Annotated in this window: 22 protein-coding genes; 5 read left to right on the plus strand and 17 right to left on the minus strand. The window is 60.6% G+C overall.

Annotated elements, in window-relative coordinates; all coding sequences use genetic code 11:
* Positions 1-555: 555 nt before the first annotated feature.
* Entirely contained in the window at positions 556-3,033 is a 2,478-nt protein-coding gene (locus MUM_RS0130205; protein ID WP_010176732.1) for a ligase-associated DNA damage response DEXH box helicase, read from the plus strand.
* The gene (gene pdeM / locus MUM_RS0130210; RefSeq protein WP_010176733.1) at positions 3,033-3,689 is read left to right on the plus strand and encodes a ligase-associated DNA damage response endonuclease PdeM; all 657 of its coding nucleotides are present in this window, start codon (positions 3,033-3,035) and stop codon (positions 3,687-3,689) included. The genes MUM_RS0130205 and pdeM overlap by 1 nt, the downstream gene beginning before the upstream one ends.
* 31 nt (positions 3,690-3,720) lie before the next feature.
* Here pdeM and MUM_RS0130215 read toward each other — a convergent pair whose 3' ends face one another.
* Together MUM_RS0130215 and dcd are read right to left on the minus strand one after the other, a co-directional pair.
* Positions 3,721-3,924 (minus strand): hypothetical protein, encoded by a 204-nt coding sequence (locus MUM_RS0130215; RefSeq protein WP_003219272.1) that lies wholly within the window; start codon positions 3,922-3,924, stop codon positions 3,721-3,723.
* Positions 3,925-4,031: 107 nt separating this feature from the next.
* Positions 4,032-4,598, minus strand: coding sequence for a dCTP deaminase (gene dcd / locus MUM_RS0130220; protein ID WP_003219273.1), 567 nt, complete (start codon positions 4,596-4,598; stop codon positions 4,032-4,034).
* A gap of 377 nt (positions 4,599-4,975) precedes the next feature.
* On the opposite strand from dcd, the gene MUM_RS0130225 reads away from it, so the two are divergent.
* Positions 4,976-5,185, plus strand: a complete 210-nt coding sequence (locus MUM_RS0130225) for a cold-shock protein (RefSeq protein WP_002554837.1) — start codon at positions 4,976-4,978, stop codon at positions 5,183-5,185.
* Between the two features lie 153 nt (positions 5,186-5,338).
* Here the strand turns inward: MUM_RS0130225 and rpoS are convergent, their stop codons facing one another.
* The 8 genes from rpoS to MUM_RS0130265 all read right to left on the minus strand — a co-directional run bounded on the left by rpoS (position 5,339) and on the right by MUM_RS0130265 (position 12,456).
* The gene (gene rpoS / locus MUM_RS0130230) at positions 5,339-6,343 is read right to left on the minus strand and encodes an RNA polymerase sigma factor RpoS (protein WP_010176734.1); all 1,005 of its coding nucleotides are present in this window, start codon (positions 6,341-6,343) and stop codon (positions 5,339-5,341) included.
* Between the two features lie 105 nt (positions 6,344-6,448).
* Positions 6,449-7,282, minus strand: a complete 834-nt coding sequence (locus MUM_RS0130235; RefSeq protein WP_029616161.1) for a peptidoglycan DD-metalloendopeptidase family protein — start codon at positions 7,280-7,282, stop codon at positions 6,449-6,451.
* Between the two features lie 210 nt (positions 7,283-7,492).
* On the minus strand, positions 7,493-8,128 hold the full coding sequence (locus MUM_RS0130240) for a protein-L-isoaspartate(D-aspartate) O-methyltransferase (protein ID WP_010176736.1): 636 nt from the start codon (positions 8,126-8,128) through the stop codon (positions 7,493-7,495).
* 41 nt (positions 8,129-8,169) lie between these two features.
* Positions 8,170-8,919 (minus strand): 5'/3'-nucleotidase SurE, encoded by a 750-nt coding sequence (gene surE, locus MUM_RS0130245; protein ID WP_010176737.1) that lies wholly within the window; start codon positions 8,917-8,919, stop codon positions 8,170-8,172.
* Positions 8,907-9,965, minus strand: a complete 1,059-nt coding sequence (gene truD, locus MUM_RS0130250) for a tRNA pseudouridine(13) synthase TruD (RefSeq protein WP_010176738.1) — start codon at positions 9,963-9,965, stop codon at positions 8,907-8,909. Before truD ends, surE begins: the two co-directional genes overlap by 13 nt.
* Positions 9,962-10,435: a 2-C-methyl-D-erythritol 2,4-cyclodiphosphate synthase gene (ispF, locus tag MUM_RS0130255; RefSeq protein WP_010176739.1), complete on the minus strand. Its 474-nt coding sequence runs from the start codon at positions 10,433-10,435 to the stop codon at positions 9,962-9,964. The genes truD and ispF overlap by 4 nt, the downstream gene beginning before the upstream one ends.
* A gap of 54 nt (positions 10,436-10,489) precedes the next feature.
* Positions 10,490-11,335 carry an S-formylglutathione hydrolase gene (gene fghA / locus MUM_RS0130260; RefSeq protein WP_010176740.1) on the minus strand — a complete coding sequence of 282 codons (846 nt, stop codon included), beginning with the start codon at positions 11,333-11,335 and terminating at the stop codon, positions 10,490-10,492.
* An 8-nt stretch (positions 11,336-11,343) separates the two neighbouring features.
* Positions 11,344-12,456 carry an S-(hydroxymethyl)glutathione dehydrogenase/class III alcohol dehydrogenase gene (locus MUM_RS0130265; RefSeq protein WP_010176741.1) on the minus strand — a complete coding sequence of 371 codons (1,113 nt, stop codon included), beginning with the start codon at positions 12,454-12,456 and terminating at the stop codon, positions 11,344-11,346.
* A 109-nt stretch (positions 12,457-12,565) separates the two neighbouring features.
* On the opposite strand from MUM_RS0130265, the gene MUM_RS0130270 reads away from it, so the two are divergent.
* Both MUM_RS0130270 and MUM_RS0130275 read left to right on the plus strand, forming a co-directional pair.
* Complete coding sequence (locus tag MUM_RS0130270) at positions 12,566-13,465, plus strand: LysR substrate-binding domain-containing protein (RefSeq protein WP_010176742.1); 900 nt, start codon at positions 12,566-12,568, stop codon at positions 13,463-13,465.
* A gap of 66 nt (positions 13,466-13,531) precedes the next feature.
* Positions 13,532-16,576: a membrane-targeted effector domain-containing toxin gene (locus MUM_RS0130275; protein WP_010176743.1), complete on the plus strand. Its 3,045-nt coding sequence runs from the start codon at positions 13,532-13,534 to the stop codon at positions 16,574-16,576.
* Position 16,577: 1 nt separating this feature from the next.
* Here the strand turns inward: MUM_RS0130275 and ispD are convergent, their stop codons facing one another.
* The 7 genes from ispD to MUM_RS0130310 form a co-directional block, all read right to left on the minus strand.
* Entirely contained in the window at positions 16,578-17,288 is a 711-nt protein-coding gene (ispD, locus tag MUM_RS0130280; protein ID WP_010176744.1) for a 2-C-methyl-D-erythritol 4-phosphate cytidylyltransferase, read from the minus strand.
* Entirely contained in the window at positions 17,285-17,563 is a 279-nt protein-coding gene (ftsB, locus tag MUM_RS0130285) for a cell division protein FtsB (RefSeq protein ID WP_003219292.1), read from the minus strand. Before ftsB ends, ispD begins: the two co-directional genes overlap by 4 nt.
* Positions 17,564-17,734: 171 nt before the next feature.
* Positions 17,735-19,024, minus strand: coding sequence for a phosphopyruvate hydratase (gene eno, locus MUM_RS0130290; protein WP_003219294.1), 1,290 nt, complete (start codon positions 19,022-19,024; stop codon positions 17,735-17,737).
* Positions 19,025-19,180: 156 nt separating this feature from the next.
* Entirely contained in the window at positions 19,181-20,026 is an 846-nt protein-coding gene (gene kdsA, locus MUM_RS0130295) for a 3-deoxy-8-phosphooctulonate synthase (RefSeq protein WP_003219295.1), read from the minus strand.
* 5 nt (positions 20,027-20,031) lie between these two features.
* Positions 20,032-21,663: a CTP synthase gene (locus MUM_RS0130300; RefSeq protein WP_003219298.1), complete on the minus strand. Its 1,632-nt coding sequence runs from the start codon at positions 21,661-21,663 to the stop codon at positions 20,032-20,034.
* A 273-nt stretch (positions 21,664-21,936) separates the two neighbouring features.
* On the minus strand, positions 21,937-23,256 hold the full coding sequence (gene tilS / locus MUM_RS0130305; protein WP_010176745.1) for a tRNA lysidine(34) synthetase TilS: 1,320 nt from the start codon (positions 23,254-23,256) through the stop codon (positions 21,937-21,939).
* A gap of 159 nt (positions 23,257-23,415) precedes the next feature.
* Entirely contained in the window at positions 23,416-24,363 is a 948-nt protein-coding gene (locus MUM_RS0130310) for an acetyl-CoA carboxylase carboxyltransferase subunit alpha (protein WP_010176746.1), read from the minus strand.
* Between the last annotated feature and the right edge of the window lie 78 nt (positions 24,364-24,441).

A 24,441-nucleotide genomic window follows, 5' to 3' on the forward strand; every position in this document is an offset into this window, starting at 1 on the left:
TCTCAGCGGGCACGGTCCAACTGTAGGAGCTGGCTTGCCTGCGATAGCATCGCCTCGGTGTACCTGAAAAACCGAGTTGTCTGCATCGCAGGCAAGCCAGCTCCCACAGAAAAGCAGAGCTGCATCAGTTTCAGATTTGGCTTTGGCTTTGGCTTTGGCTTTCGCTTTTGATCTGGCTTCTACCACTCAAGCCGGCCTGTAGGCCGCTGTGCTCTTGATTTTGATCTGGCTCTGACTGCCCCAATAAGCCCGAGGCCGAACGCAGGTGGTGCGGAGCGGGTAAACCGGCAGGACGCCGGTTTAGCCGCGCTGGGCCAGGGATGGCCCATCGCGGCGGCCCGCGGAGCATCGCCGGAGTGAGGGGACACCGAGCCTAGGCGAGGTGCCGACAGGCGGGGCAGAGCCCTTTGGTTACTTTGGGGCTTTTCCAAAGTGACCCGCTGTAAGAGCGGAACCATAAGCAGCCGTTACCGCAGCAACGGATATCCCCCCAATATTCGTTAAACCTTTCCCCCCCAACAAAGGTCTCTGAAATACCCCCCCAGAGCCCCAAGCATGGCCAAATCCAGCAACTTCGCCAAAGACTGGTTCACCGCCAAAAACTGGAAACCGTTCGCCTTCCAGAAAGACGTATGGCACGCAGTCAAGGAAGGCCAGTCGGGACTGCTCCACGCCAGCACCGGCGCCGGGAAAACCTACGCACTGTGGTTCGCCGCCCTCAACCGCCTTGCCATCACCGAAACCACTCCACGCAAACGCAAAGCCCCCGCCGAACCGCTGACGGTCCTGTGGATAACCCCCATGCGCGCCCTGGCCGCCGACACCGCCCGTGCCCTGGAAGCACCGCTCCAACCCCTGAACATCCCCTGGACCGTCGGCCTGCGCACCGGCGACACCAGCAGCAGCGAACGCGCCCGACAAAGCCGCCGCCTGCCCACCACCCTGATCACCACCCCGGAAAGCCTCACGCTGATGCTCGCCCGCGCCGACAGCGAGGTCAGCCTGTCCCATCTGCGCATGGTGGTAGTGGACGAATGGCACGAACTGATCGGCAACAAACGCGGCGTGCAACTACAACTCGCCCTCGCCCGCCTGCGGCAATGGCATCCCGAACTGATTGTATGGGGCATTTCCGCAACCCTGGGTAACCAGGCCCACGCGCTGGAGGTGTTGATCCCACAGGGCGGCGGGATCAACGTGCAGGGGCAAACCACCAAGCGGTTGCAGGTCGATACGCTGTTGCCACCGGTGATCGAGCGATTTCCCTGGGCCGGCCATATCGGCCTGAAGATGCTGCCGCAAGTGGTGGCCGAGGTCGACGCCAGCAGCAGTTGCCTGGTGTTTACCAACACCCGCGCGCAATCGGAAATCTGGTACCAGGCGTTGCTCGACGCCCGTCCCGACTGGGCCGGGTTGATTGCCCTGCACCATGGTTCGCTGTCCCGCGAAACCCGGGACTGGGTGGAGCGCGCCTTGAAGGACGGTCAACTGAAGGCGGTGGTGTGTACGTCGAGCCTGGACCTGGGGGTGGACTTTCTGCCGGTGGAACGGGTGCTGCAGATTGGCTCGGCCAAGGGCGTGGCGCGCCTGATGCAGCGCGCCGGGCGCTCCGGCCATGCGCCAGGCCGGCCGTCGCGGGTCACGCTGGTGCCAACCCACAGCCTGGAGCTGGTGGAGGCCGCTGCCGCGCAGGACGCCATCACTGAACGCCGTATCGAGGCCCGCCAGTCGCCGCACAAGCCTTTGGATGTGCTGGTGCAGCACCTGGTGAGCATGGCCCTGGGCGGCGGCTTTGTCCCGGATGAGCTGCTGGCGGAGGTGCGTACCGCTTGGGCCTATCGCGACCTGAGCGACGAGGATTGGGCCTGGGCCCTGGGTTTCGTGCGCCATGGCGGGCTGTCGCTGACGGCCTACCCGGATTACAGTCGGGTCGAGCCGGACGAGCACGGCATCTGGCGCGTCCCCGATGCCCGGCTGGCGCGGCGCCATCGCATGAGTGTGGGGACGATCGTCAGCGATGCCAGCATCCAGTTGAAATTCTGGAGCAAGGGCGGCGGTGGCAAGACCCTGGGCAGTGTCGAGGAAGGTTTTATTGCGCGGTTGAAGCCGGGAGATGGCTTCCTGTTCGCCGGGCGCTTGCTGGAATTGGTGCGGGTGGAAAACATGACCGCTTATGTGAAGCGCAGTACCGCGAAAAAAGCTGCCGTACCACGCTGGAACGGCGGGCGCATGCCACTTTCCAACGAGCTGGCCCAGGCAGTGGTCGAGCGCTTTGATGCGGCCGCCCACGGGCATTTCCTCGGCCCGGAGATGCAGGCGGTGCAACCGTTGCTGGAAACCCAGCTGCGCTGGTCGGGCCTGCCGACCCGTGAACATTTGCTGGCCGAGGCGCTCAAGTCCCGGGAAGGCTGGCACCTGTTTCTGTATCCGTTCGCCGGGCGCCAGGTGCATCTGGGGTTGGCGAGCCTGCTGGCCTGGCGAGTCAGTAGGCAACAGGCGGTGACGTTTTCGATTGCGGTCAATGACTATGGGCTGGAGTTGCTGAGCGCGACCGAGGTGGATTGGCCTGCGTTATTGAGCGGGGAATTGCTGAGTGCGGATCATCTGCTGGATGACGTGGCAGCCAGCCTGAACGCCGGTGAACTGGCGCTGCGACGCTTTCGCGAGATCGCGCGCATCGCCGGGCTGGTATTTGCCGGCTATCCCGGGGCACCGAAAAGTACCCGCCAGGTCCAGGCGTCCAGCGGTTTGTTCTTTGAAGTGTTCAAGCAATACGATCCGCAAAACCTGTTGCTGACCCAAGCCGGGGAAGAAGTCCTGCGCGAAGAGCTGGATATTCGTCGGTTGGAAGAGACGTTGCGCCACTTGTCGGGGTTGAAACTGGACCTGCATCCAATCAAACGGCCTACGCCGCTGGCCTTTCCACTGCTGGTGGAGCGTTTTCGGGAAAGCCTCAGCTCGGAAAAACTCTCGGAGCGTATTGCACGGATGGTCAAGGACCTGGAAAAAGTCGCCGATAACGGGAAGCACTGATGCCCGCTCATTACCCGATACATCTGGCAGACGAAGCGCTGTGGTTGCTGGCGGACAAGGCGGTGTATTGGCCCGCGAGAAAGTGCCTGCTGATCGCCGATGCGCACTTTGGCAAGGCGTCGGCCTATCGCAGCCTGGGCCAGCCGGTGCCGCAGGGCACGACGACGGACAATCTGCAACGCCTGGACCGGCTGTTGGCAGCCTATCCGTGCGAGCAGGTAGTCTTTCTCGGCGACCTTCTCCACGGGCCCGGCTCTCACGCCAGCGGCACCCTGAACGCCCTGAGAGCCTGGCGGGAGCGTCATTCAGCTCTGGCGCTGACGCTGATTCGGGGTAACCACGACAAGCGTGCTGGCGACCCGCCTGGCGACCTGAACATTGAGGTGGTAACCGAACCCCTGCTGATGGGGCCGTTTGCGTTGCAGCACGAACCGGACGCTCATGCCAGCCACCACGTACTGGCTGGGCACGTACACCCGGTGTATCGCCTGCAGGGCAAGGGTCGGCAAAGCTTGCGCCTGCCGTGCTTCCGGCTCGGAACCCGGGTCAGCCTTTTGCCGGCGTTCGGCGCATTTACAGGGGGTTATTCAGTCACCCTGGAAGAAGACAGCCAGGTCTTTGTGATCGGCGACCATGAAGTATGGCCAGTGCGTTGAGCCACTGACCATTAGGCACGGCTGCAGGAAATCAGGCCACGGGGGCGGGAGGCGGTTCGTCAGGGAGGGTGGGCTCACCGGGCTCTTCAGGCTGGTTGGGCCAGGGATCATCGGGGCCGGGCTGGCCGGGAATGCCGCCAGCGGCGGGATCGGCCATCAGGGACCAGGCCATGACACCAATCTGATTGGGTTCAAGCCGGGCGAGTTCGGCGCTGATTCGCGGATCGAGCTTCATAAGGGACTCCTCAAGCGTGGCCCGGCGCGTTGTGCACGCGTCGGGGCAGTACACCCAATAGAGTGCCTGCCCGCTGACAAATTCCCTTAGCCTGTAAGACGATTCGATCAGGTGCGTGGGAGAGTGACGCCGCGCTGGCCCTGATACTTGCCACCACGGTCTTTATAGGACACTTCGCACTCTTCGTCGGATTCGAAGAACAGCATCTGTGCCACGCCTTCGTTGGCGTAGATTTTTGCCGGCAAGGTGGTGGTGTTGGAGAACTCCAGGGTCACGTGCCCTTCCCACTCCGGCTCCAGCGGCGTCACGTTGACGATGATGCCGCAGCGCGCGTAGGTGCTTTTGCCCAGGCAGATGGTCAGGACGTTGCGCGGGATACGGAAGAACTCGACGGTGCGCGCCAGGGCAAAGGAGTTTGGCGGAATGATGCAAACGTCGCTTTTAACGTCGACAAAGCTTTTTTCGTCGAAGTTTTTCGGATCGACGGTCGCCGAGTTGATGTTGGTGAACACCTTGAACTCATCGGCGCAGCGCACATCGTAGCCGTAGCTGGAAACCCCGAACGAGATCAGCCGCTCAGCGCCTTCACCGCGCATCTGGCGCTCCACGAAGGGCTCGATCATGCCGTGCTCTTGCGCCATGCGGCGAATCCACTTGTCCGATTTGATGCTCATGGCGGTGTCCTGAATAGCGAGGTGAAAAAATTCTGTTGGGCATCTTACCGGGGCTGGCCCCGTGGTTCAAAGGGGCGACTGTTTTTCTTGGTACCGCGCAGCCCCTGCTGGGCGGGGCGCACCTTCAATTGTGGGGCGTTGGTGCGGTATCAGGCTGCCGCCAGTCACGAAAATAGAGAAACCTTCGGAAATACCATTGGCACGTTCCGGAAAAAGGGTTAAGGTGGCGCCACTGTGCTGCTTGTGTCACTGAGAATCTCTACACGATATGTTGAATTTCGATCCAACCATCTCCAAGAATTTTTCCTGCTCTTTGCACTCAGTCTCGGCCAGGGCTTTTCCTGAGTCGCAGTTAACTTTGTCCAAGGAGATACACCATGTCTAATCGCCAAACTGGTACCGTTAAGTGGTTCAACGATGAAAAAGGCTTCGGCTTCATCACTCCACAATCCGGTGACGACCTGTTCGTTCACTTCAAAGCTATCCAATCCGACGGCTTCAAAAGCCTGAAAGAAGGCCAACAGGTTTCTTTCATCGCTACCCGCGGTCAGAAAGGCATGCAAGCTGAAGAAGTTCAAGTTATCTAACTTGTACTGATTTAGTCGAAAAGCCCCGCCCTTAAAAGCGGGGCTTTTTTGTGCCTGCTCGTTCCCCACTCTCTGCGCAGGAACGATCGCCGCACAGCAAAACGCCCGGTGCATTCACATGCACCGGGCGTTTTCATAGCTGCCTTACGGCCGTTATTGGAACAACGACTCACTCGACAGGCCATTCTTCTCCAGGATCTCGCGCAAGCGCTTGAGGCCCTCTACCTGGATCTGCCGCACCCGCTCGCGGGTCAGGCCAATCTCCAGGCCAACATCTTCCAGGGTGCTGCTTTCGTGGCCGCGCAACCCGAAGCGGCGAATCACCACCTCACGCTGTTTGTCCGTCAGCTCCGAAAGCCACTGGTCGATGCTTTGCGACAGATCGTCGTCCTGCAGCAACTCACAAGGGTCCGTAGGACGATCATCGGTCAGGGTGTCCAGCAGGGTTTTATCCGAATCCGGACCCAGCGAGACATCGACTGAAGACACCCGCTCATTGAGACCGAGCATACGCTTGACCTCTCCCACCGGTTTTTCCAGCAGGTTGGCGATTTCTTCAGGCGAAGGTTCATGATCGAGTTTTTGTGTCAGCTCACGCGCCGCCCGCAGGTATACGTTGAGCTCCTTGACCACATGGATCGGCAACCGGATCGTGCGGGTCTGATTCATGATCGCCCGTTCGATGGTTTGACGAATCCACCAGGTGGCATAGGTCGAAAAGCGGAAACCCCGCTCAGGGTCGAACTTCTCCACTGCCCGGATCAGGCCGAGATTACCTTCCTCGATCAAGTCCAACAGGGACAGCCCACGATTGACGTAGCGTCGGGCGATTTTCACCACCAGTCGCAGGTTGCTTTCAATCATGCGCTTGCGCCCAGCCGGATCGCCCTTTTGCGACAAGCGCGCAAAATGGACTTCTTCTTCGGGAGTGAGCAGAGGGGAAAAGCCGATTTCATTGAGGTACAGCTGGGTCGCATCGAGCGCCCGTGTGTAATCAATGTATTTGTGTTGCTTTAACGCGGAGGAGTTTTTGGACTTGGTGCGAACTGAAGGTACAGCAGGTCCCTCATTCGACATCGATTCCGTATCGATGACAGTCTCCATAAGGAGAACCTCATCGTCGATGTCAAACTCCGGCGCTTCTTTACTGAGAGCCATTGTTATAGTCCTTTGGTGAGTTCGACCTCAAGCTCAAGCGACGCCTTTATCCTTGGCAACGCTGGAGCCTGTTCCTTCTACGTGAGGGAACAGGCTGGCAACACATCAACGACGGGGTAGGAATTGCAGCGGATCAACAGGCTTCCCTTGGCGGCGAATCTCAAAGTGCAGTTTCACCCGGTCTGTACCAGTTGACCCCATTTCGGCAATTGTCTGTCCGACTTTGACCTGCTGCCCCTCCCGAACCAACAGCCTGCGGTTATGACCGTAGGCACTGACGTAGGTATCGCTGTGTTTGATGATGACCAGCTCGCCGTAGCCCCGTAAACCACTCCCGGCGTACACCACTGTCCCATCAGACGCAGCTAAAACAGGCTGTCCCAAATCTCCGGCGATATCAATGCCTTTATTCAAACTACCGTTTGAAGAGAATTTTCCAATAAGGATGCCGTTTGAAGGCCATCCCCAACCGGTCGGTGCCGGCCCCGCAGGCGGCAGTGGCGCAGGTGCCGGTTTGCTCGCAACGCCAGGCGCAGCGGTGCCTGCAGGCCGGGTGATGATCGTCGTCTTGCTCGAAGAAGACGGCGACGAAGCCGTATTTGTGACCACGGCGGTCGGTGCTGAACCGGTTCGCCCGTCGAAACGAATGGTCTGGCCCGGATGTATCGTATAAGGCACAGGAATATTGTTACGAGCTGCGAGCGCCTTGTAATCCCACCCATAACGGAAGGCAATCGAGAACATCGTATCGCCCTTGCGGACGACGTATTGCCCGGTGGTCACGGTAGGTTTTTGCGGTACCGCATTGTTGCGATCAACCACCCGCGCACCGGAGGGCGTGCTTGAGCAAGCCGCCAACAAGGAACTCAAGACAAGGCCAATCACCAGTCGCTGAAAGCTTGTTTGACTCATACGCTGTGCAATGACCGTGAGACTCACCCGCCGCTCCCTTTGTGGTGGCTGACTATGAACGCCTGTATCAGGCTTGAAATATGACGCAAGTATAACTGGCCGTTGGGTTTTTACTGGAAACACGATTCTAAAGAAATTTTCATCGTGTTTAATTGCAACGGCTAATCATGTTGACTCTATAGACCCCGCTGTAAGACACATACCCGGCAATAGAATTCAGTACGCAGGAATAATTGATCAGGCCAGCGGACCGTTAAGCAACGGGACGAAGCGCACGGCACCGAGCACGTGCCGGGAAAAGCCTTCTTCCTCGCGAATGATCAACATTAATTGTTGCACTTCGCCGGAGCCCACCGGGATCACCAGGCGCCCGCCGGGGGCCAGTTGATCAAGCAAGGCCTGGGGCACGTCGGTCGCCACGGCGGTGACGATGATGCCGTTATACGGCGCCAGTGCCGGCCAGCCTTCCCAGCCATCGCCCCAGCGGAACACCACGTTGCGCAGGTTCAACTCCACCAGGCGTTCCTTGGCCCGGTCCTGCAGCACCTTGATGCGTTCGACGGAAAACACCCGCTCCACCAGTTGCGACAATACAGCCGTCTGGTAGCCGGAGCCGGTGCCGATTTCCAGCACCTTGTCCAGCGGGCCCGCCGCCAGTAGCAACTCACTCATCCGCGCCACCATATAAGGCTGGGAGATGGTCTGGTTGTGGCCGATCGGCAGCGCCGTGTCTTCATAGGCGCGGTGCGCCAGGGCTTCATCGACAAACAGATGCCGCGGGGTACGCCGGATGACTTCCAGCACCTGGGCGTTGGACAGCCCTTCTTCATAGAGGCGCTGGATCAAACGCTCGCGGGTGCGCTGGGAAGTCATCCCGATGCCCCGGCGCAGCAGGTCGTCTTGTTCACGAGCCATCAGCGCAGCCCCTCCAGCCAGCCATCGAGGTTACTGAAGGCATCACTGAAGGTGCGATCGAGTTGCAACGGGGTAATCGAGACATAACCTTGCATCACCGCATGAAAGTCCGTGCCCTCGCCACCGTCCTCGGCATCGCCGGCGGCGGCGATCCAGTAACCCTCCTTGCCACGCGGGTCGACCACCTTCAGCGGCGCTGCCGCGCGGGAGCGGTGGCCCAGGCGAGTCAGCTGGATGCCGCGAATGTGGTCGAGGGGCAGATTGGGGATATTGACGTTGAGCACCGTACGCGGCGGCAACACCAGGGAGTCATGGGCCTCCACCAGCTTGCGGGCGAAATACGCCGCGGTCGCCAGGTTGTCCAGTTGACGGGAGGCAAACGAAAAGGCGAACGAGGTCCGCCCGAGGAAGCGCCCTTCAAGGGCAGCTGCCACGGTGCCGGAATACAGCACGTCATCCCCCAGGTTGGCCCCCAGGTTGATCCCGGAAACCACCAGGTCCGGCTCGCGGTCCAGCAGGCTGTTGATTGCCAGGTGCACGCAATCCGTCGGCGTGCCGTTCACGCTGATAAAGCCGCTGGGCAACGTCTGTACGTGCAAAGGACGGTCGAGCGTCAGCGAGCTGCTGGCGCCGCTTTTGTCCTGGTCCGGGGCAACTACCACGCACTCGGCGTAATCCGCCAGCGCAGCATGAAGCGCGGCAAGGCCGGGTGCGGTGACCCCGTCGTCGTTAGATATCAGAATACGCATGGGCTGTCCGTCTGCCCCACCGGCACCAGATCTACAAGCTCGCGCACCAATACAGTAGCGAAGCATCCAGCCGGCAGGACGAATTCCAATTGCAGAATGTCAGGCTCGGGATAATGCCACGTCAACCCGCCAATGGGCAGTCGAAGAATGCGACGTTCCTGGGTCATGCCGGCATTCACCAGCCAATCCCGCAGGTCGGCTTCACCGTCGGCGATCGCCTGCTCCAACGCAAAGGTTGCCCCCGACGCCGGCGAATCCCCTTCACCCCATTGGGGGCCAGTGGGATGCAGGTCGAGAATGGCCAAGCGCGGGTCGCTGCATTCAGCCTCCCCCGCCGGGAAAAAGCTGCGGCTGTCGGTAAACGCCAGCAAGTCGCCAACCTGGGCGTGCTGCCAGGAACCGTCGGCCACCCGGGCCGCCAACACTTTGTTGAACAGAAAGCTACGCGCCGTCGAGAGCAGGCGCGAACGCACATTACGCTGCTCCGGCAAGGCCTTGCGCGCGGCCCAGTCGCGGGCATCAACGACGTTGCCGCCGTTATGACCGAAACGCTGGGCGCCAAAATAGTTGGGGATGCCTTGCCTGGCGATCAGTTGCAGGCGCGCGTCGATGGCCGCGGCATCGCCGGCAAACTGGGTCAGGCGCAAGGTGAAGCCGTTGGCCGAATGGGCACCGCGCTGCAGCTTGCGCTTGTGGCGGCCGGTCTTGAGGATCTTCAGGGTCTCGTTTTCCGCCCCGCTCAGGTCCGGGTCCGCCTTGCCCGGCAACTGCACGCTGAACCACTGGCGGGTCAGCGCCTGGCGATCCTTGAGCCCGGCGTAGCTGACGGTACGCAACGGCACGCCCGCCGCCTTGGCAATCCGTCGCGCCGCTTCCTCGGTATTCAGGCCGCGCTTTTCCACCCACAACCACAGGTGTTCACCTTCGCCGCTCAGCGGGATGTCCAGCACTTCATCCACCTGGAAGTCTTCGGCGGTGGCCTTCAGAACAGCGCTGCCCAAGGCCTCGCCATAGGCACGCGGGCCCAGCAGTTGCAGATCATTCATGCGCGCAGCAACAAGGCAACGGAGTGCACGGCAATGCCCTCTTCGCGACCGGTAAACCCGAGCTTTTCGGTGGTGGTGGCTTTTACGTTCACTTGATCCAACTCAACTTGAAGATCCGCGGCAATCAGCGCGCGCATCGATTCGATATGCGGGGCCATTTTCGGCGCCTGGGCAACGATGGTGTTGTCGACGTTGCCGACTTTCCAGCCCTTGGCGTGGATCAAACCGACCACATGACGCAGCAACACGCGGCTGTCCGCGCCCTTGAACGTCGGGTCGGTGTCCGGAAAGTGCTTGCCGATGTCGCCCAATGCCGCCGCGCCGAGCAAGGCATCGCTCAGGGCATGCAGCACCACGTCGCCGTCGGAATGAGCCAGCAACCCATGGTGGTGTGCGATCCGCACGCCGCCCAGGGTGATGAAATCGCCTTCGGCGAAACGGTGCACATCATAGCCGTGGCCAATACGCATAAAAAAACGCCCCGATTTAATTCAGGGCGTGATTCTACCTACTTTTGCCTCACATTAACCGAGCAAAGCGCGTGCGTGATGGCGTAAATGGTCTTCGATAAAGCTGGCGATAAAGAAGTAGCTGTGGTCATAACCCGGTTGCAGGCGCAACTCCAGCGGATGGTTGGCCGCCTTGGCCGCTTGCTGCAAGGCTTGCGGCTTGAGCTGCACGGCGAGAAAATCGTCGCGATCGCCCTGATCCACCAGCAATGGCAGCTTTTCCGAGGCCTCGCTGATCAACACGCAGGCATCCCATTCGCGCCACTTCGAGCGCTCTTCGCCGAGGTAGCGAGAGAAAGCCTTCTGGCCCCACGGGCAATCCATCGGGTTGTTGATCGGCGAGAACGCCGACACCGACTGATAACGCCCCGGGTTGCGCAAGGCACACACCAGCGCGCCGTGACCGCCCATGGAGTGGCCGCTGACCCCGCGTTTGGCCGAGGCCGGGAAATGCGCCTCGACCAAAGCCGGCAATTCCTGCACCACGTAGTCATGCATCCGATAGTGCTGGGCCCAGGGTTCCTGGGTGGCGTTCAGGTAGAAGCCGGCGCCGAGGCCAAAGTCCCAGGCGTTGTCCGGGTCACCCGGCACACCAGGCCCGCGGGGGCTGGTGTCCGGCGCCACGATGATCAACCCCAGTTCGGCCGCCATGCGCTGGGCGCCGGCCTTCTGCATGAAGTTCTCATCGGTGCAGGTGAGCCCCGACAGCCAGTACAGCACCGGCAGTTTTCCACCCTGCTCCGCTTGCGGCGGAAGGTACACGGCGAAGGTCATGTCGCAACCGAGCACATCGGAATGATGCTTGTAGCGTTTATGCCAGCCGCCGAAGCTTTTCTGGCATGACAGGTTTTCCAGACTCATGGCCGACCTCAGAAGTGAATGACGGTACGAATGCTCTTGCCTTCATGCATCAGGTCAAACGCCTTGTTGATATCTTCCAGGCCCATGGTGTGGGTGATGAAGGTATCCAGCGGGATTTCGCCGGTCTGGGCCATTTCTACGTAGCTTGGCAGTTCGCTGCGGCCACGCACGCCACCAAACGCCGAACCGCGCCAGACACGACCGGTCACCAGCTGGAACGGACGGGTGGCGATTTCCTGGCCGGCACCGGCCACGCCGATGATCACCGACTCGCCCCACCCCTTGTGGCAGCACTCCAGGGCCGCACGCATTAGTTGGACATTGCCGATGCACTCGAAGGAAAAGTCGACGCCGCCGTCGGTCAGGTCGACGATCACGTCCTGGATCGGGCGATCGTAGTCTTTCGGGTTGATGCAGTCGGTAGCGCCCAATTGCTTGGCGATTTCAAACTTGGCCGGGTTGATGTCGATGGCAATGATGCGGCCGGCCTTGGCTTTTACCGCGCCGATCACAGCCGACAGGCCGATGCCGCCCAGGCCGAAGATGGCCACGGTGTCGCCCGGCTTGACCTTGGCGGTGTTGATCACCGCACCAATGCCGGTGGTGACGCCGCAACCCAGCAGACAGACTTTTTCCAGGGGCGCTTCTTTAGGAATCTTGGCCACGGAGATTTCCGGCAGCACGGTGTATTCGGAGAAGGTCGAGGTGCCCATGTAGTGGAAAATCGGCTGGCCCTTGTAGGAAAAGCGCGAAGTGCCGTCTGGCATCAGGCCTTTGCCCTGGGTGGCGCGAATGGCCTGGCAGAGGTTGGTCTTGCCCGACAGGCAGAATTTGCACTTGCCGCATTCCGGGGTGTACAGCGGGATCACGTGGTCGCCCACCGCCACCGAGGTCACGCCTTCGCCGATGGCTTCCACCACCGCACCGCCTTCGTGGCCGAGGATCGACGGGAAGATGCCTTCCGGGTCTGCGCCCGACAGGGTGTAGGCGTCGGTATGGCACACACCGGAGGCCACCACCCGCAGCAGTACTTCGCCAGCCTTGGGCATGGCGACGTCCACTTCAACGATCTCAAGGGGCTTCTTGGCTTCGAAGGCTACGGCCGCGCGGGACTTGATCATCCGGTTTCTCCATGGGATTAAAAACGTAAGACCGGCAGTGTAAAACATGACTGATTGATTAATAATCCAGGCGAAAGCAAAACATTATTGCTGTACAGGGATAATCACCATGCTGGAAAACCGCTGGGAAGGCATCGACGAATTTGTCGCCGTGGCTGAATGCTGCCAGTTCACGGCGGCGGCGGAGCGGCTCGGGGTCTCGTCCTCGCACATCAGCCGTCAGGTGGCGCGGCTGGAAGAGCGCCTGCAAACACGGTTGCTGTACCGCAGCACCCGGCGGGTGACATTGACGGAGGCCGGCCAGACCTTTTTGCAACACTGCCAGCGCCTGCAGGATGGACGCGAAGAGGCGCTGCGCGCGGTGGGCGACCTGGCCAGCGAGCCCAAGGGCATGCTGCGCATGACCTGCGCGGTGGCGTATGGCGAACGGTTTATCGTGCCGCTGGTGACCCGCTTCATGGGGCTGTATCCACAGTTGCGGGTGGACGTGGAACTGAGTAATCGTCAGTTGGACCTGGTGCATGAGGGCCTGGACCTTGCCATTCGCCTGGGGCGCCTTTCCGACTCTCGTATGGTCGCCAGTCGCCTGGCGCCACGACGCATGTACCTGTGTGCATCGCCCTCCTACCTTGAACGGTATGGCCGCCCACACAGCTTGTCGGAACTGAGCCGGCACAACTGCCTGATCGGCAGTTCCGATATCTGGCAACTGGAGCAGGACGGGCGGGAATTTTCCCAACGCGTACAGGGCAATTGGCGCTGCAACAGTGGGCAGGCCGTGCTGGACGCCGCACTCCAGGGCGTCGGGCTGTGTCAGTTGCCCGACTACTACGTGCTGGAACATCTCAAACGTGGTGCCCTGGTGTCATTGCTTGAGGCTCACCAGCCGCCGAACACGGCGGTTTGGGCGCTCTACCCGCAACAACGTCACCTTTCGCCAAAAGTACGCAAGCTGGTGGAGTTCCTCAAAGAGGGGCTGGCCCAAAATGCGGTCTACACCGCCATATAAATAACGCCTGGCCATCCCTCGCTTGCCTGCAAATACACGCAGTTTCCACTGCGACAAGGCAAGCAGATGACCACCCACACCCCACAGATCCATCGCACCAATCACTTTATCCGCAAGGTACTGGCCGACTTCCCGGTGCCCGGCGAGATCGCTGCCCGGTTGATTCGCGAGCACGCCCAACCGTTCTGCAACGAAGAACTGGACCCTGACACCACGCTGCTGACCACCCTCGAATACAACACCGACAACCCCGACGCGCCCTTCACTGGCGCCATCGTCCAGTCGATGACCTTGACCGAAGCGATGATCGCCAACGCCCCCGAGGCGCCCGGCGGCCTGGTCAACATCACGGGCTTCTCCATGACCGCGCCGTATTTCACCATCGTCCCCGAGTTGCCGCGCCTGATGGATAACCGCATCCCGGCAATGTTCAACGAAGAGTTCATCGCGGCCGGCTGGATTCCCCCTCGGCGCTATGAAGCAATTTACCTGCGCAGCGATCCACAGGCGTACGGGCCAAGCACCCAATTGGATATCTCGCCGCAAACCTTTCGCAACGCCGTGCGATCGAGCAATTTCGAACAGGTTTACAACGAGGCCATCACGGCGTTCTGGGACAAGCACCAGGAGAACTACAAAACCCTGATGCGCATGGCCTTCATCGAAGGCTATTTGAGTCAATCCGAAGAGTTCACCCTGACCGATGAGGAGCGCCAGCTGGCGGCGCGGGCAGCGGGCGTCGGCGTCAACAAGGACTTCAGCAACTTGTCCCTGGAAGACCTCCAGGCGCCCTACGTCCCGGATAAAAATCTTTCTCTGCGTTTGCTGCGCATCCACAACAGCGAAGCCACCGACATTCTCACCATCACAGACAAGCCGAGCCAGATCACCCTGCTTTATATTCCGGGCAACTCGTCACCCTTCCACGGTTTTATCAACCCGACCTCCATGCGCGCGTGGCTGGTGGACATGGCCAGGACGGCCACTCTACGCAAAGCCCTGACCAACCATTTCGAACCCGAAACGGTCGACTCCGGCTTGATCTACAGCGGGGTCGAGGAAGCCCTGGTGGGAATGTCGGCCTTTCCCGGCCCTGCCCCGAAATCCGGCCTGTTCAACAGCCTGCTGCCAAACGCCTATTGGGACCCGGAGCAATACCTCAACAACGCCATGTACCCGGCGCTGAGCGGCGACCCTTTCGACTATATAACCCGGCAGGTGAAGGCGCGTATCAGCAAGCTGATGGCGAGCACCATCGTTTCGCCCCTCGATACCCACAAGGCAAACACCCTCGACACCCTGGAAAAAGGCTGCCTGCTGGCGATCCCCCTGGCCCTTGCCATGAGGTCGGCCCTGCTTGCGGAGTTTTGCTTCCTGACCCAAGGCCTCACCGAGATGGCGATTGGCACCGACGACGTACTCAGAGGCAAGCCCAAGGGCACGGAACGGATTATCTTCGGCGCCCTGAATGCTATGCCCGTGGCGATCCATGGCCTCGGCAGCCAGGTCGCCGTCACCCTCAACAGCTTGCGCAGCCAATTGGGCAAGGCGGTCCGGCAGGCGAGCGGCAACATCAAGGTCAGCATCGTTTCCAGCCGTTCGACGTCGGTCCAAGACCAAGGCCGAATACTGAGTACACGGCCCCGCCCCGCCGGCTTGCAAACCGTGAAGTTACTTGGCGAATCGTTTATTACCTACATGACCCCCGACGAGAGCGGTTTTTTCGAACTGTTCGTGAATGATCCGGCAACCCCCTTGAAAACCCACGCCACCGGGCTCTACGCCCTACAAAGCCCCGATCTGAAATGGCGGATAGCGGGGCTGAACGGGGGCGGCGCCTTTCGCAACGGCTGGCAGCGCATTTACCGTTTTTTTGGTGGCCCGGCCCATTCAAGCTTATTCAACGCCTATGAAATGCCCACTCCGCTGCGTGACACCGTGTCGGGCATGATGAGCGACAGCAGTTCATTTTCCGAAGACTTCGAGCCCCTGGGAAGCCGGCAGCAACCGCTCAGGGACGCTCGCAACCTGTTCTTTGAGAAAAGAAACAAATTGGCCCAAGACTCGACGACCTTCTTCAACAACCGCACGTCCTCCCACGTACGACCGGTGTTGCCGACCCTCAGCCTCGATGAGTCCCAAACCCGCATCATCCACAAGCTGCTCAGTGCCAGCGATGGACTGGTGTTGGGAGAAAGCCATGATGCGCTGTCGAGCAAGGCTTTTCTGATGGACAACATGCAGGCGCTGGCGCGAGAAGGGGTCAAGCGGATCTATCTTGAACATCTGTTGACCGACGTTCATACCCCGCTGATCAAGCTGTTCTACCGCTCCAGGACAGCAAGCATGTCCGATGAATTGAGAAGTTACTTGAGAGGTATCTACCCACCCCGGAGCGATAGCCACTACTCGTTTCAGAATGTCCTGATCAAAGCCCGGGAGGCCGGGATCAAGATCCAGCCCATCGACTGCACCGCCAGCTACATGATCAGGGACATGGCGGACGTCAACGGCACCCTTCGCCAACGCATGATGAATTTCTACGCGACCGAGGTGATTCAGTGGGTCCAGACCACCAAGAGCCACCCCGGGAAATGGGTCGCGCTGGTCGGTGACAGCCACACCAACACTTACCGGGGCATCCCCGGCCTGGCCGAGCTGACGGGCAGTATCAGCCTGCGGATAGAGGACGCGCGCGCCGGGCAGCGACTGGGGATCGAGGCAGACCCTGGACGAACCTCCAGCATGGGAATTGGCAAGGGAGATGCGACGGTCAAGGCCGACTTTGTATTACGGGTTGATACCACTTCATTGCAAAAAACGGCACCGGTGCTTCCCGGCCCATCACACAGCCTGGCCGCCAAAACGCCGCAGACACAACTGAACAAACCCGGCCAGTTCCTGCTATCGGCGGCCACGCCCACCACCACGGCGCAGATTCTCTACCGGTCACGGCGAGGCAATGTCCAAACCATTGAGGTCAATCAAACCGGCGCACTGTTTTCCATCACCGCACCGGGTTGGTCAATCGACCAGAAACCCTTCAACAGCCTGCAGGCCTTGGTGGATGCGCTGAAAACCAGGCCCGGCGTTGAGCAGGTGCCCGGCTGAATCAAACGGACTGGCTGGCCCGACGCTGGCGCAGCCATTCGAGGTCTTCCGAGCGGGTGACCTTGATATTGTCGGAACGGCCTTCTATCAGGCGCGGTGCGTGCCCGGCCCATTCCATGGCGGAGGCTTCGTCGGTGATGACCACGTCCGAGACCAGGCTGTCGGCGAGGGCCCGATGCAGCGCGCCCAGGCGGAACATCTGCGGCGTGTAGGCCTGCCAGATCTCGCTGCGGTCAACGGTTTCCAGTACCCGGCCATGCTTGTCGGCGCGCTTGAGGGTATCCCGCGCCGGCACCGCCAGCAGCCCGCCGACGGTATCGTTGGCGAGCTCGAAGAGCAGTTTGTCGAGGTCGTCGCGGTTGAGGTTGGGCCGGGCCGCATCGTGCACCAGCACCCAGTCATCATCGCCGGCGCCCTGGCCATGCAAGTACAGCAAGGCGTTAAGCACTGAACCCGAGCGCTCTTCGCCGCCGTCTACACGCACGATGCGCGGGTCGATGGCGCAGGCCAGGGTTGGCCAGTAGGGGTCATCAACAGCGACGCTGACCACCAGCCCCTTGAGGTCCGGGTGGTCGAGGAAACAGCCAAGGCTGTGTTCGAGAATAGTGCGCCCGCCCAACTGCAAGTATTGCTTGGGACGGTCCGCGGCCATACGGGCACCCACGCCCGCGGCAGGAATCACGGCCCAGAAGGCCGGTGACGAGCTGCTCATTGGGCCAACTGGTAGAGGGTTTCGCCCTCCTTGACCATGCCCAACTCATGACGAGCCCGTTCTTCAACGGTCTCCATGCCTTTTTTCAATTCAAGCACTTCGGCATCGAGCACGCGATTGCGCTCCAGCAGCACCTCGTTTTCGGCGTGCTGTGCAGCAATTTGCTGGGTCAGTTCGGTGACCTGCGCCAAGCTGCCATTCCCCACCCAAAGGCGGTACTGCAGGCCAGCCAGCAGCAAGAGCAAGACGAGGAACAACCAATTGGGACTGCGCATCGAATATCGGGTATCCAGTGAAAAAAGACAGCCATGCAAAACTTTTGCAGCAACTGATAGCACGAAGCCTGGAAAAACCAGGCTTGTGCTTGTTAGTCATGAGATTAGCGTCGAAATTCACGCTGTCGTGATTTTTCCGACGTAATCCGCTGACCTTTTACCATTTAACAATCAGCCGCGAAACTCGCTGCGACCGTTGTATTTGGCTTTGCCGCCCAATTGCTCTTCGATACGCAGCAATTGGTTGTACTTGGAAACGCGATCGGAACGGCACAGGGAACCGGTCTTGATCTGCCCTGCCGAAGTGCCCACGGCCAGGTCGGCAATGGTCGAATCTTCGGTTTCGCCGGAGCGGTGGGAGATCACGGCGGTGTAGCCCGCAGCCTTGGCCATCTGGATGGCTTCCAGGGTTTCGGTCAGGGTGCCGATCTGGTTGAACTTGATCAGGATCGAGTTGGCGATCTTTTTGTCGATGCCTTCTTTCAGGATCTTGGTGTTGGTGACGAACAGGTCGTCGCCCACCAGTTGGATTTTCTCGCCGATTTTATCGGTGAGGACTTTCCAGCCGGCCCAGTCGGACTCGTCCAGGCCGTCTTCGATCGAGATGATCGGGTAGCGCTCGGTCAGGCCCTTGAGGTAGTCGGCAAAACCTTCGGAGGTGAACACGTGGCCTTCACCGGACAGGTTGTACTTGCCGTCTTCGTAGAATTCGCTGGCCGCGCAGTCCAGGGCCAGGGTCACGTCGGTGCCCAGCTTGTAGCCAGCGTTGGCCACGGCTTCGGAGATCACTTTCAGTGCATCTTCGTTGGACGCCAGGTTCGGCGCGAAGCCGCCTTCGTCACCCACTGCAGTGCTCAGGCCACGGGCCTTCAGCACAGCCTTGAGGTGGTGGAAAATCTCGGTGCCCATGCGCAGGCCTTCGGAGAAGGTCTTGGCGCCAACCGGCTGCACCATGAACTCCTGGATGTCGACGTTGTTATCAGCGTGCTCGCCACCGTTGATGATGTTCATCATCGGCACCGGCATCGAGTAGACACCCGGGGTGCCATTCAGGTTGGCGATGTGGGCGTACAGCGGCAGGTCCTGGTCCTGTGCAGCGGCCTTGGCAGCAGCCAGGGACACGGCGAGGATGGCGTTGGCGCCCAGGCTGCCTTTGTTTTCGGTACCGTCGAGCTTGATCATCGCGTGATCGAGGGCTTTCTGGTCAAGCGGGTCCTTGCCCAGCAGCAGGTCACGGATCGGGCCATTGATGTTGGCGACCGCCTTGAGTACACCCTTGCCCAGGTAACGGCTCTTGTCGCCATCACGCAGTTCCAGCGCTTCGCGGGAACCTGTGGAAGCACCGGACGGCGCGCAGGCGCTGCCGATGATGCCGTTATCGAGAAGCACGTCGGCTTCGACGGTAGGGTTGCCACGGGAGTCGAGAACTTCACGACCTTTGATGTCGACGATTTTTGCCATTGTTGTAAACACTCCAAAGTTGACGAAAACGACGCAGCTGAAGGAAATCTTTTGACCGACCGCAAGGGTGGAACAACGGGCAGGCTTGCAGGCGACAAGGCTCAGGCCCGCGGGCCTGAGCGTAAAGCGAGGGAAAGTCTACCGGAGAAATGGCGCTTACGCGGTCTCTACCGTCGGAAAACTCTTGACCAGGTCGTCCAACTGCTTCAACTGGGCCAGGAATGGCTCCAGCTTGTCCAGGCGCAGGGCGCATGGGCCGTCGCACTTGGCGTTGTCCGGGTCCGGGTGGGCTTCCAGGAACAAACCTGCCAGGGACTGGCTGATGCCGGCCTTGGCCAGGTCCAGTACCTGGGCACGGCGCCCGCCAGCGGAATCGGCGCGACCACCGGGCATTTGCAGCGCGTGGGTCACGTCGAAGAACACCGGGTATTCGAACTGTTTCATGATGCCGAAACCGAGCATGTCCACCACGAGGTTGTTGTAGCCGAAGCTCGAACCCCGCTCGCAGAGGATCAACTGATCGTTACCCGCTTCCACGCACTTGTTCAGGATGTGTTTCATTTCCTGGGGGGCGAGGAACTGGGCTTTCTTGATATTGATCACAGCGCCGGTCTTGGCCATGGCGACCACGAGGTCGGTCTGGCGCGACAGGAAGGCCGGCAACTGGATGATGTCGCACACCTCGGCGACCACGGCAGCCTGTTCCGGCTCGTGGACGTCGGTGATGATCGGCACGCCGAAGGCTTGCTTGATGTCCTGGAAGATCCGCATGCCTTCTTCAAGGCCCGGGCCGCGGTAGGAGGTCACGGACGAACGGTTGGCCTTGTCGAAACTGGCCTTGAACACGTAAGGGATACCGAGTTTCTCGGTCACCTTCACGTACTCTTCACAGACCTGCATCGCCATGTCGCGGCTTTCCAGCACGTTCATGCCGCCGAACAGCACCATGGGCTTGTCGTTGGCAATCTCGATGTCGCCTACGCGAATGATCTTCTGGGCCATCAGGTTTACGCCTTCTTCTGATGTTGCGTCAGTGCTGCTTTAACGAAGCCGCTGAACAACGGGTGACCGTCGCGCGGGGTCGAGGTGAACTCCGGGTGGAACTGGCACGCCACGAACCATGGATGATCCGGTGCTTCAACCACTTCAACCAGCGCGCCATCACCGGAACGACCGGAGATTTTCAGGCCGGCTTCCATGATTTTCGGCAGCAGGTTGTTGTTCACTTCATAGCGGTGACGGTGACGCTCGACGATCACGTCCTTGCCGTAGCAATCGTGAACCAGGGAACCCGGCTCCAGCAGGCAATCCTGCGCGCCGAGGCGCATGGTGCCGCCCAGGTCGGAGGCTTCGGTACGGGTTTCGACCGCGCCGGTGGCATCTTCCCACTCGGTGATCAGGCCCACGACCGGGTGACCGCTGGTGCGATCGAACTCGGTGGAGTTGGCGTCTTTCCAGCCCATCACGTTACGGGCGAACTCGATGACCGCCACTTGCATGCCCAGGCAGATACCCAGGTACGGCACCTTGTTCTCACGAGCGTACTGCACGGCAGTGATCTTGCCTTCCACGCCACGCAGGCCGAAACCGCCCGGAACCAGGATGGCGTCAACGCCTTCCAGCAGCGCAGTGCCCTGGTTCTCGATGTCTTCGGAGTCGATGTAGCGCAGGTTGACCTTGGTACGGTTGCTGATGCCCGCGTGGCTCATCGCTTCGATCAGCGACTTGTAGGCGTCCAGCAGCTCCATGTACTTGCCGACCATGGCGATGGTGACTTCATGCTCAGGGTTGAGCTTGGCGTCGACCACGGCTTCCCACTCGGACAGATCGGCGCCGCCACACTGCAGGCCGAAACGCTCGACGACAAAATCATCCAGGCCCTGAGAGTGCAGGATGCCCGGGATCTTGTAGATGGTGTCGGCGTCTTCCAGCGCGATGACCGCACGTTCTTCAACGTTGGTGAACTGGGCGATCTTGCGACGCGACGCGATGTCGATCGCGTGGTCGGAGCGGCATACCAGCACGTCCGGCTGCAGGCCGATGGAACGCAGTTCCTTGACCGAGTGCTGGGTAGGCTTGGTTTTGGTTTCGCCGGCGGTGGCGATGTACGGCACCAGAGTCAGGTGCATCAGCATCGCGCGCTTGGCGCCGACTTCGAAACGCAACTGGCGGATGGCTTCAAGGAATGGCTGGGACTCGATGTCACCCACGGTGCCACCGATCTCGACCATCGCCACGTCGGCATCGCCTGCACCCTTGATGATGCGGCGCTTGATTTCGTCGGTGATGTGCGGGATCACCTGGATGGTTGCACCCAGGTAGTCACCACGGCGCTCCTTGCGCAGCACGTGCTCGTAGACACGGCCGGTGGTGAAGTTGTTGTTCTGGGTCATGGTCGTGCGGATGAACCGCTCGTAGTGGCCCAGGTCCAGGTCGGTCTCGGCGCCGTCGTGGGTGACGAACACTTCACCGTGCTGGAACGGGCTCATGGTGCCCGGGTCAACGTTGATGTACGGGTCCAGCTTGAGCATGGTGACCTTAAGTCCCCGCGCCTCCAGGATGGCCGCCAATGAAGCGGAGGCAATGCCTTTCCCCAATGAAGAAACAACACCGCCCGTGACGAATATGTAGCGCGTCATGAAAAACCCTAGAAGTCTGCGTTAAAGCGGTCCGAGCCGCCGGGGAAAGCGAAGGAAGGCCGAAGCCCCCGATCACCTGCATTAATCACAGTGCACCTTTCAAAAAAACCGCCGCGTTGTGACAGACCAGCAATGAAACACCGGTACGTTGATCGCTACACATTTTTTGGAATCGCCCAGCAAAGACTGCTTGGTAATCGGCAACTGCTGCGATTCAGGCGAATCCACAGAAGTTGTATCAAGAAGGGAGCGTAGTCTACCGGAAAGGCTCTATCAGCTCAAACCTTGATCGCAGGTTGGTGGCATCCAATGTAATTGCCAGCCGGTACCGCCACCCGCCGCAAGCCCCGGCAGGTTGGCCACAGCCAGCAATTGTTGGCCCTGATACAGCAGCGGCAATCTGCCACGGATGAAGCCTGGCACCGCACTTTCGTTAAGCAAGCGCTTCAGGTCCCGCCGGCCCCGGCCTGGCAATTCCATGATTTCGCCGCCCTGGCGATAGCGGATGCTCAAGGGGCCTTCAGGTGCGTCGCCGCTGAAATGCAGCTGCCCGTTACCGGGTAACTGTAGTGGGTTTTCGGGGTGTGACCAGCTCACCGGCGCATCCAAAAATTCCGACCAACTGGTTGATAACCACCAGATGCGCCCGCCGCCGCGATGCAATTGACCGTCGGCCAGGCGCCACAGAGGCTGCGCGTCTTCCTTGGCGTCGCGCAGGGTGGACCAGCCGACCCAGTGCTCGCTGTCGGGCAAGCGTGTCAGCGGTGTCAGCCAATGCATTAGCGCGTTGCGCTGGCGGGCCTCGGAGAGCGCGGCAAGCGGTGCAAGGGCCAGCGATGGCAACGCCAGCCAGGGAAACGCCGAGGACTGGCTGGCAGCCAGCAGATCCATTTGTGCCAGTTCGTCGAGCAGCCCCTGGGCTTCGCTCAAGTGTTCAGCGCTACGGGCCATGGTGCTGACGGCCTGGGGCCACCGCTCGGTCAACTGCGGGAAAACATGGTGGCGCAGGTAATTGCGCGAGAAACGCGGATCAGCGTTCGACGGGTCTTCGATCCAGGTCAATTGATGTTCACGGGCGTAGGCTTCAAGCTCGGCGCGAGATACATCCAGCAAGGGTCGCACCAGATAGCCATCTGCCAAAGGGCGCCGCGCATGCATTGCCGCCAGGCCACGCACGCCAGCCCCACGCAACAGCCGAAACAGTAAGGTTTCAGCCTGATCGTCACGGTGCTGGCCCGTGACCAGCAACTCCCCTGCCCCGGTGACCTCCGCAAACGCCTGATACCGCGCCTCACGGGCCGCGCGCTCCAGGCTTGCGCCTTGTTGCACTTGCACGCGGATCACCCGCAGAGGCACGCCCAAGGCGTCGCACACGGACTGGCAATGAGCCGGCCACGCATCCGCCGCAGCTTGCAGCCCATGATGAACATGGATAGCGCTGAGTGGCGGGAGCTTGTCGATTTTGGCCAGCGTGGCCAGGAGGTGCAGCAGGACGGTGGAGTCGAGGCCGCCGGAGAAGGCGATGTGCCAGGCCGGGGCATTGCGCCAGGGGGCGAGGATTTGCAGGAGCTTGGCGGGCAGAGTTGGTTTCATCGCAAAGTACCGCCGCAAAACTGGAACACGATAGCCAAGCATACACAAAACAAATGTGGGAGCCGGGCTTGCCCGCGATGCAGGCAACTCGGTTTATCTAGTGCACCGAGTTGATGCTATCGCAGGCAAGCCAGCTCCCACATCTTAGATGGCGTCGGCTTAGAGACCGTAGCTCATCAGTCGCTCGTAACGGCGGGCCAGCAGCGCCTCGTTGTCGAACTTCTTGAGCATCGCCAGCTGCGAGCTGAGTTCAGCACGAATGGTCGCTGCAGCGGCAGCCGGGTCACGGTGGGCGCCGCCCAATGGCTCGGCGATCACTTTGTCCACGATGCCCAGGCCTTTCAGGCGATCAGCGGTGATGCCCATGGCTTCGGCAGCGTCCGGCGCTTTCTCGGCGGTTTTCCACAGGATCGAAGCGCAACCTTCCGGCGAGATCACCGCGTAGGTCGAATATTGCAGCATGTTCAGTTGGTCGCAGACGCCAATGGCCAATGCACCGCCGGAACCGCCTTCGCCGATCACCGTCGCGATGATTGGCGTCTTCAGGCGAGCCATCACCCGCAGGTTCCAGGCAATCGCTTCGCTCTGGTTGCGCTCTTCAGCGTCGATACCCGGGTAGGCGCCCGGGGTGTCGATGAAGGTCAGGATCGGCATCTTGAAGCGCTCGGCCATTTCCATCAGGCGGCAGGCCTTGCGATAGCCTTCGGGGCGCGGCATACCGAAGTTGCGGCGAACCTTCTCGCGCACTTCACGGCCTTTCTGGTGACCGATCACCATGACAGGCTGGTCGTCCAGGCGGGCGATACCGCCCACGATGGCCGCGTCGTCGGAGAAATGACGGTCGCCGTGCAGCTCGTCGAACTCGGTGAAGATGTGCTCGATGTAGTCCAGGGTGTACGGACGGCGCGGGTGGCGGGCCAGGCGCGCGATCTGCCAGCTGGTCAGCTTGCCGAAGATGTCTTCGGTGAGCGTGCTGCTCTTGTCTTGCAGGCGAGCGATTTCATCGCCGATATTCAGCGAATTGTCATTGCCGACCAGGCGCAGCTCTTCGATCTTGGCTTGCAGGTCAGCGATCGGCTGTTCGAAATCAAGAAAATTCGGGTTCATAAGCGTCCGTCTTGGGTCGACGGCCAGGGAGTGCCTGGCCAGCCGGTTGTCTATTCGCGCCCTACCTTAAGGGAGAGG

Source organism: Pseudomonas sp. PAMC 25886, assembly GCF_000242655.1.
Classification (GTDB): domain Bacteria; phylum Pseudomonadota; class Gammaproteobacteria; order Pseudomonadales; family Pseudomonadaceae; genus Aquipseudomonas.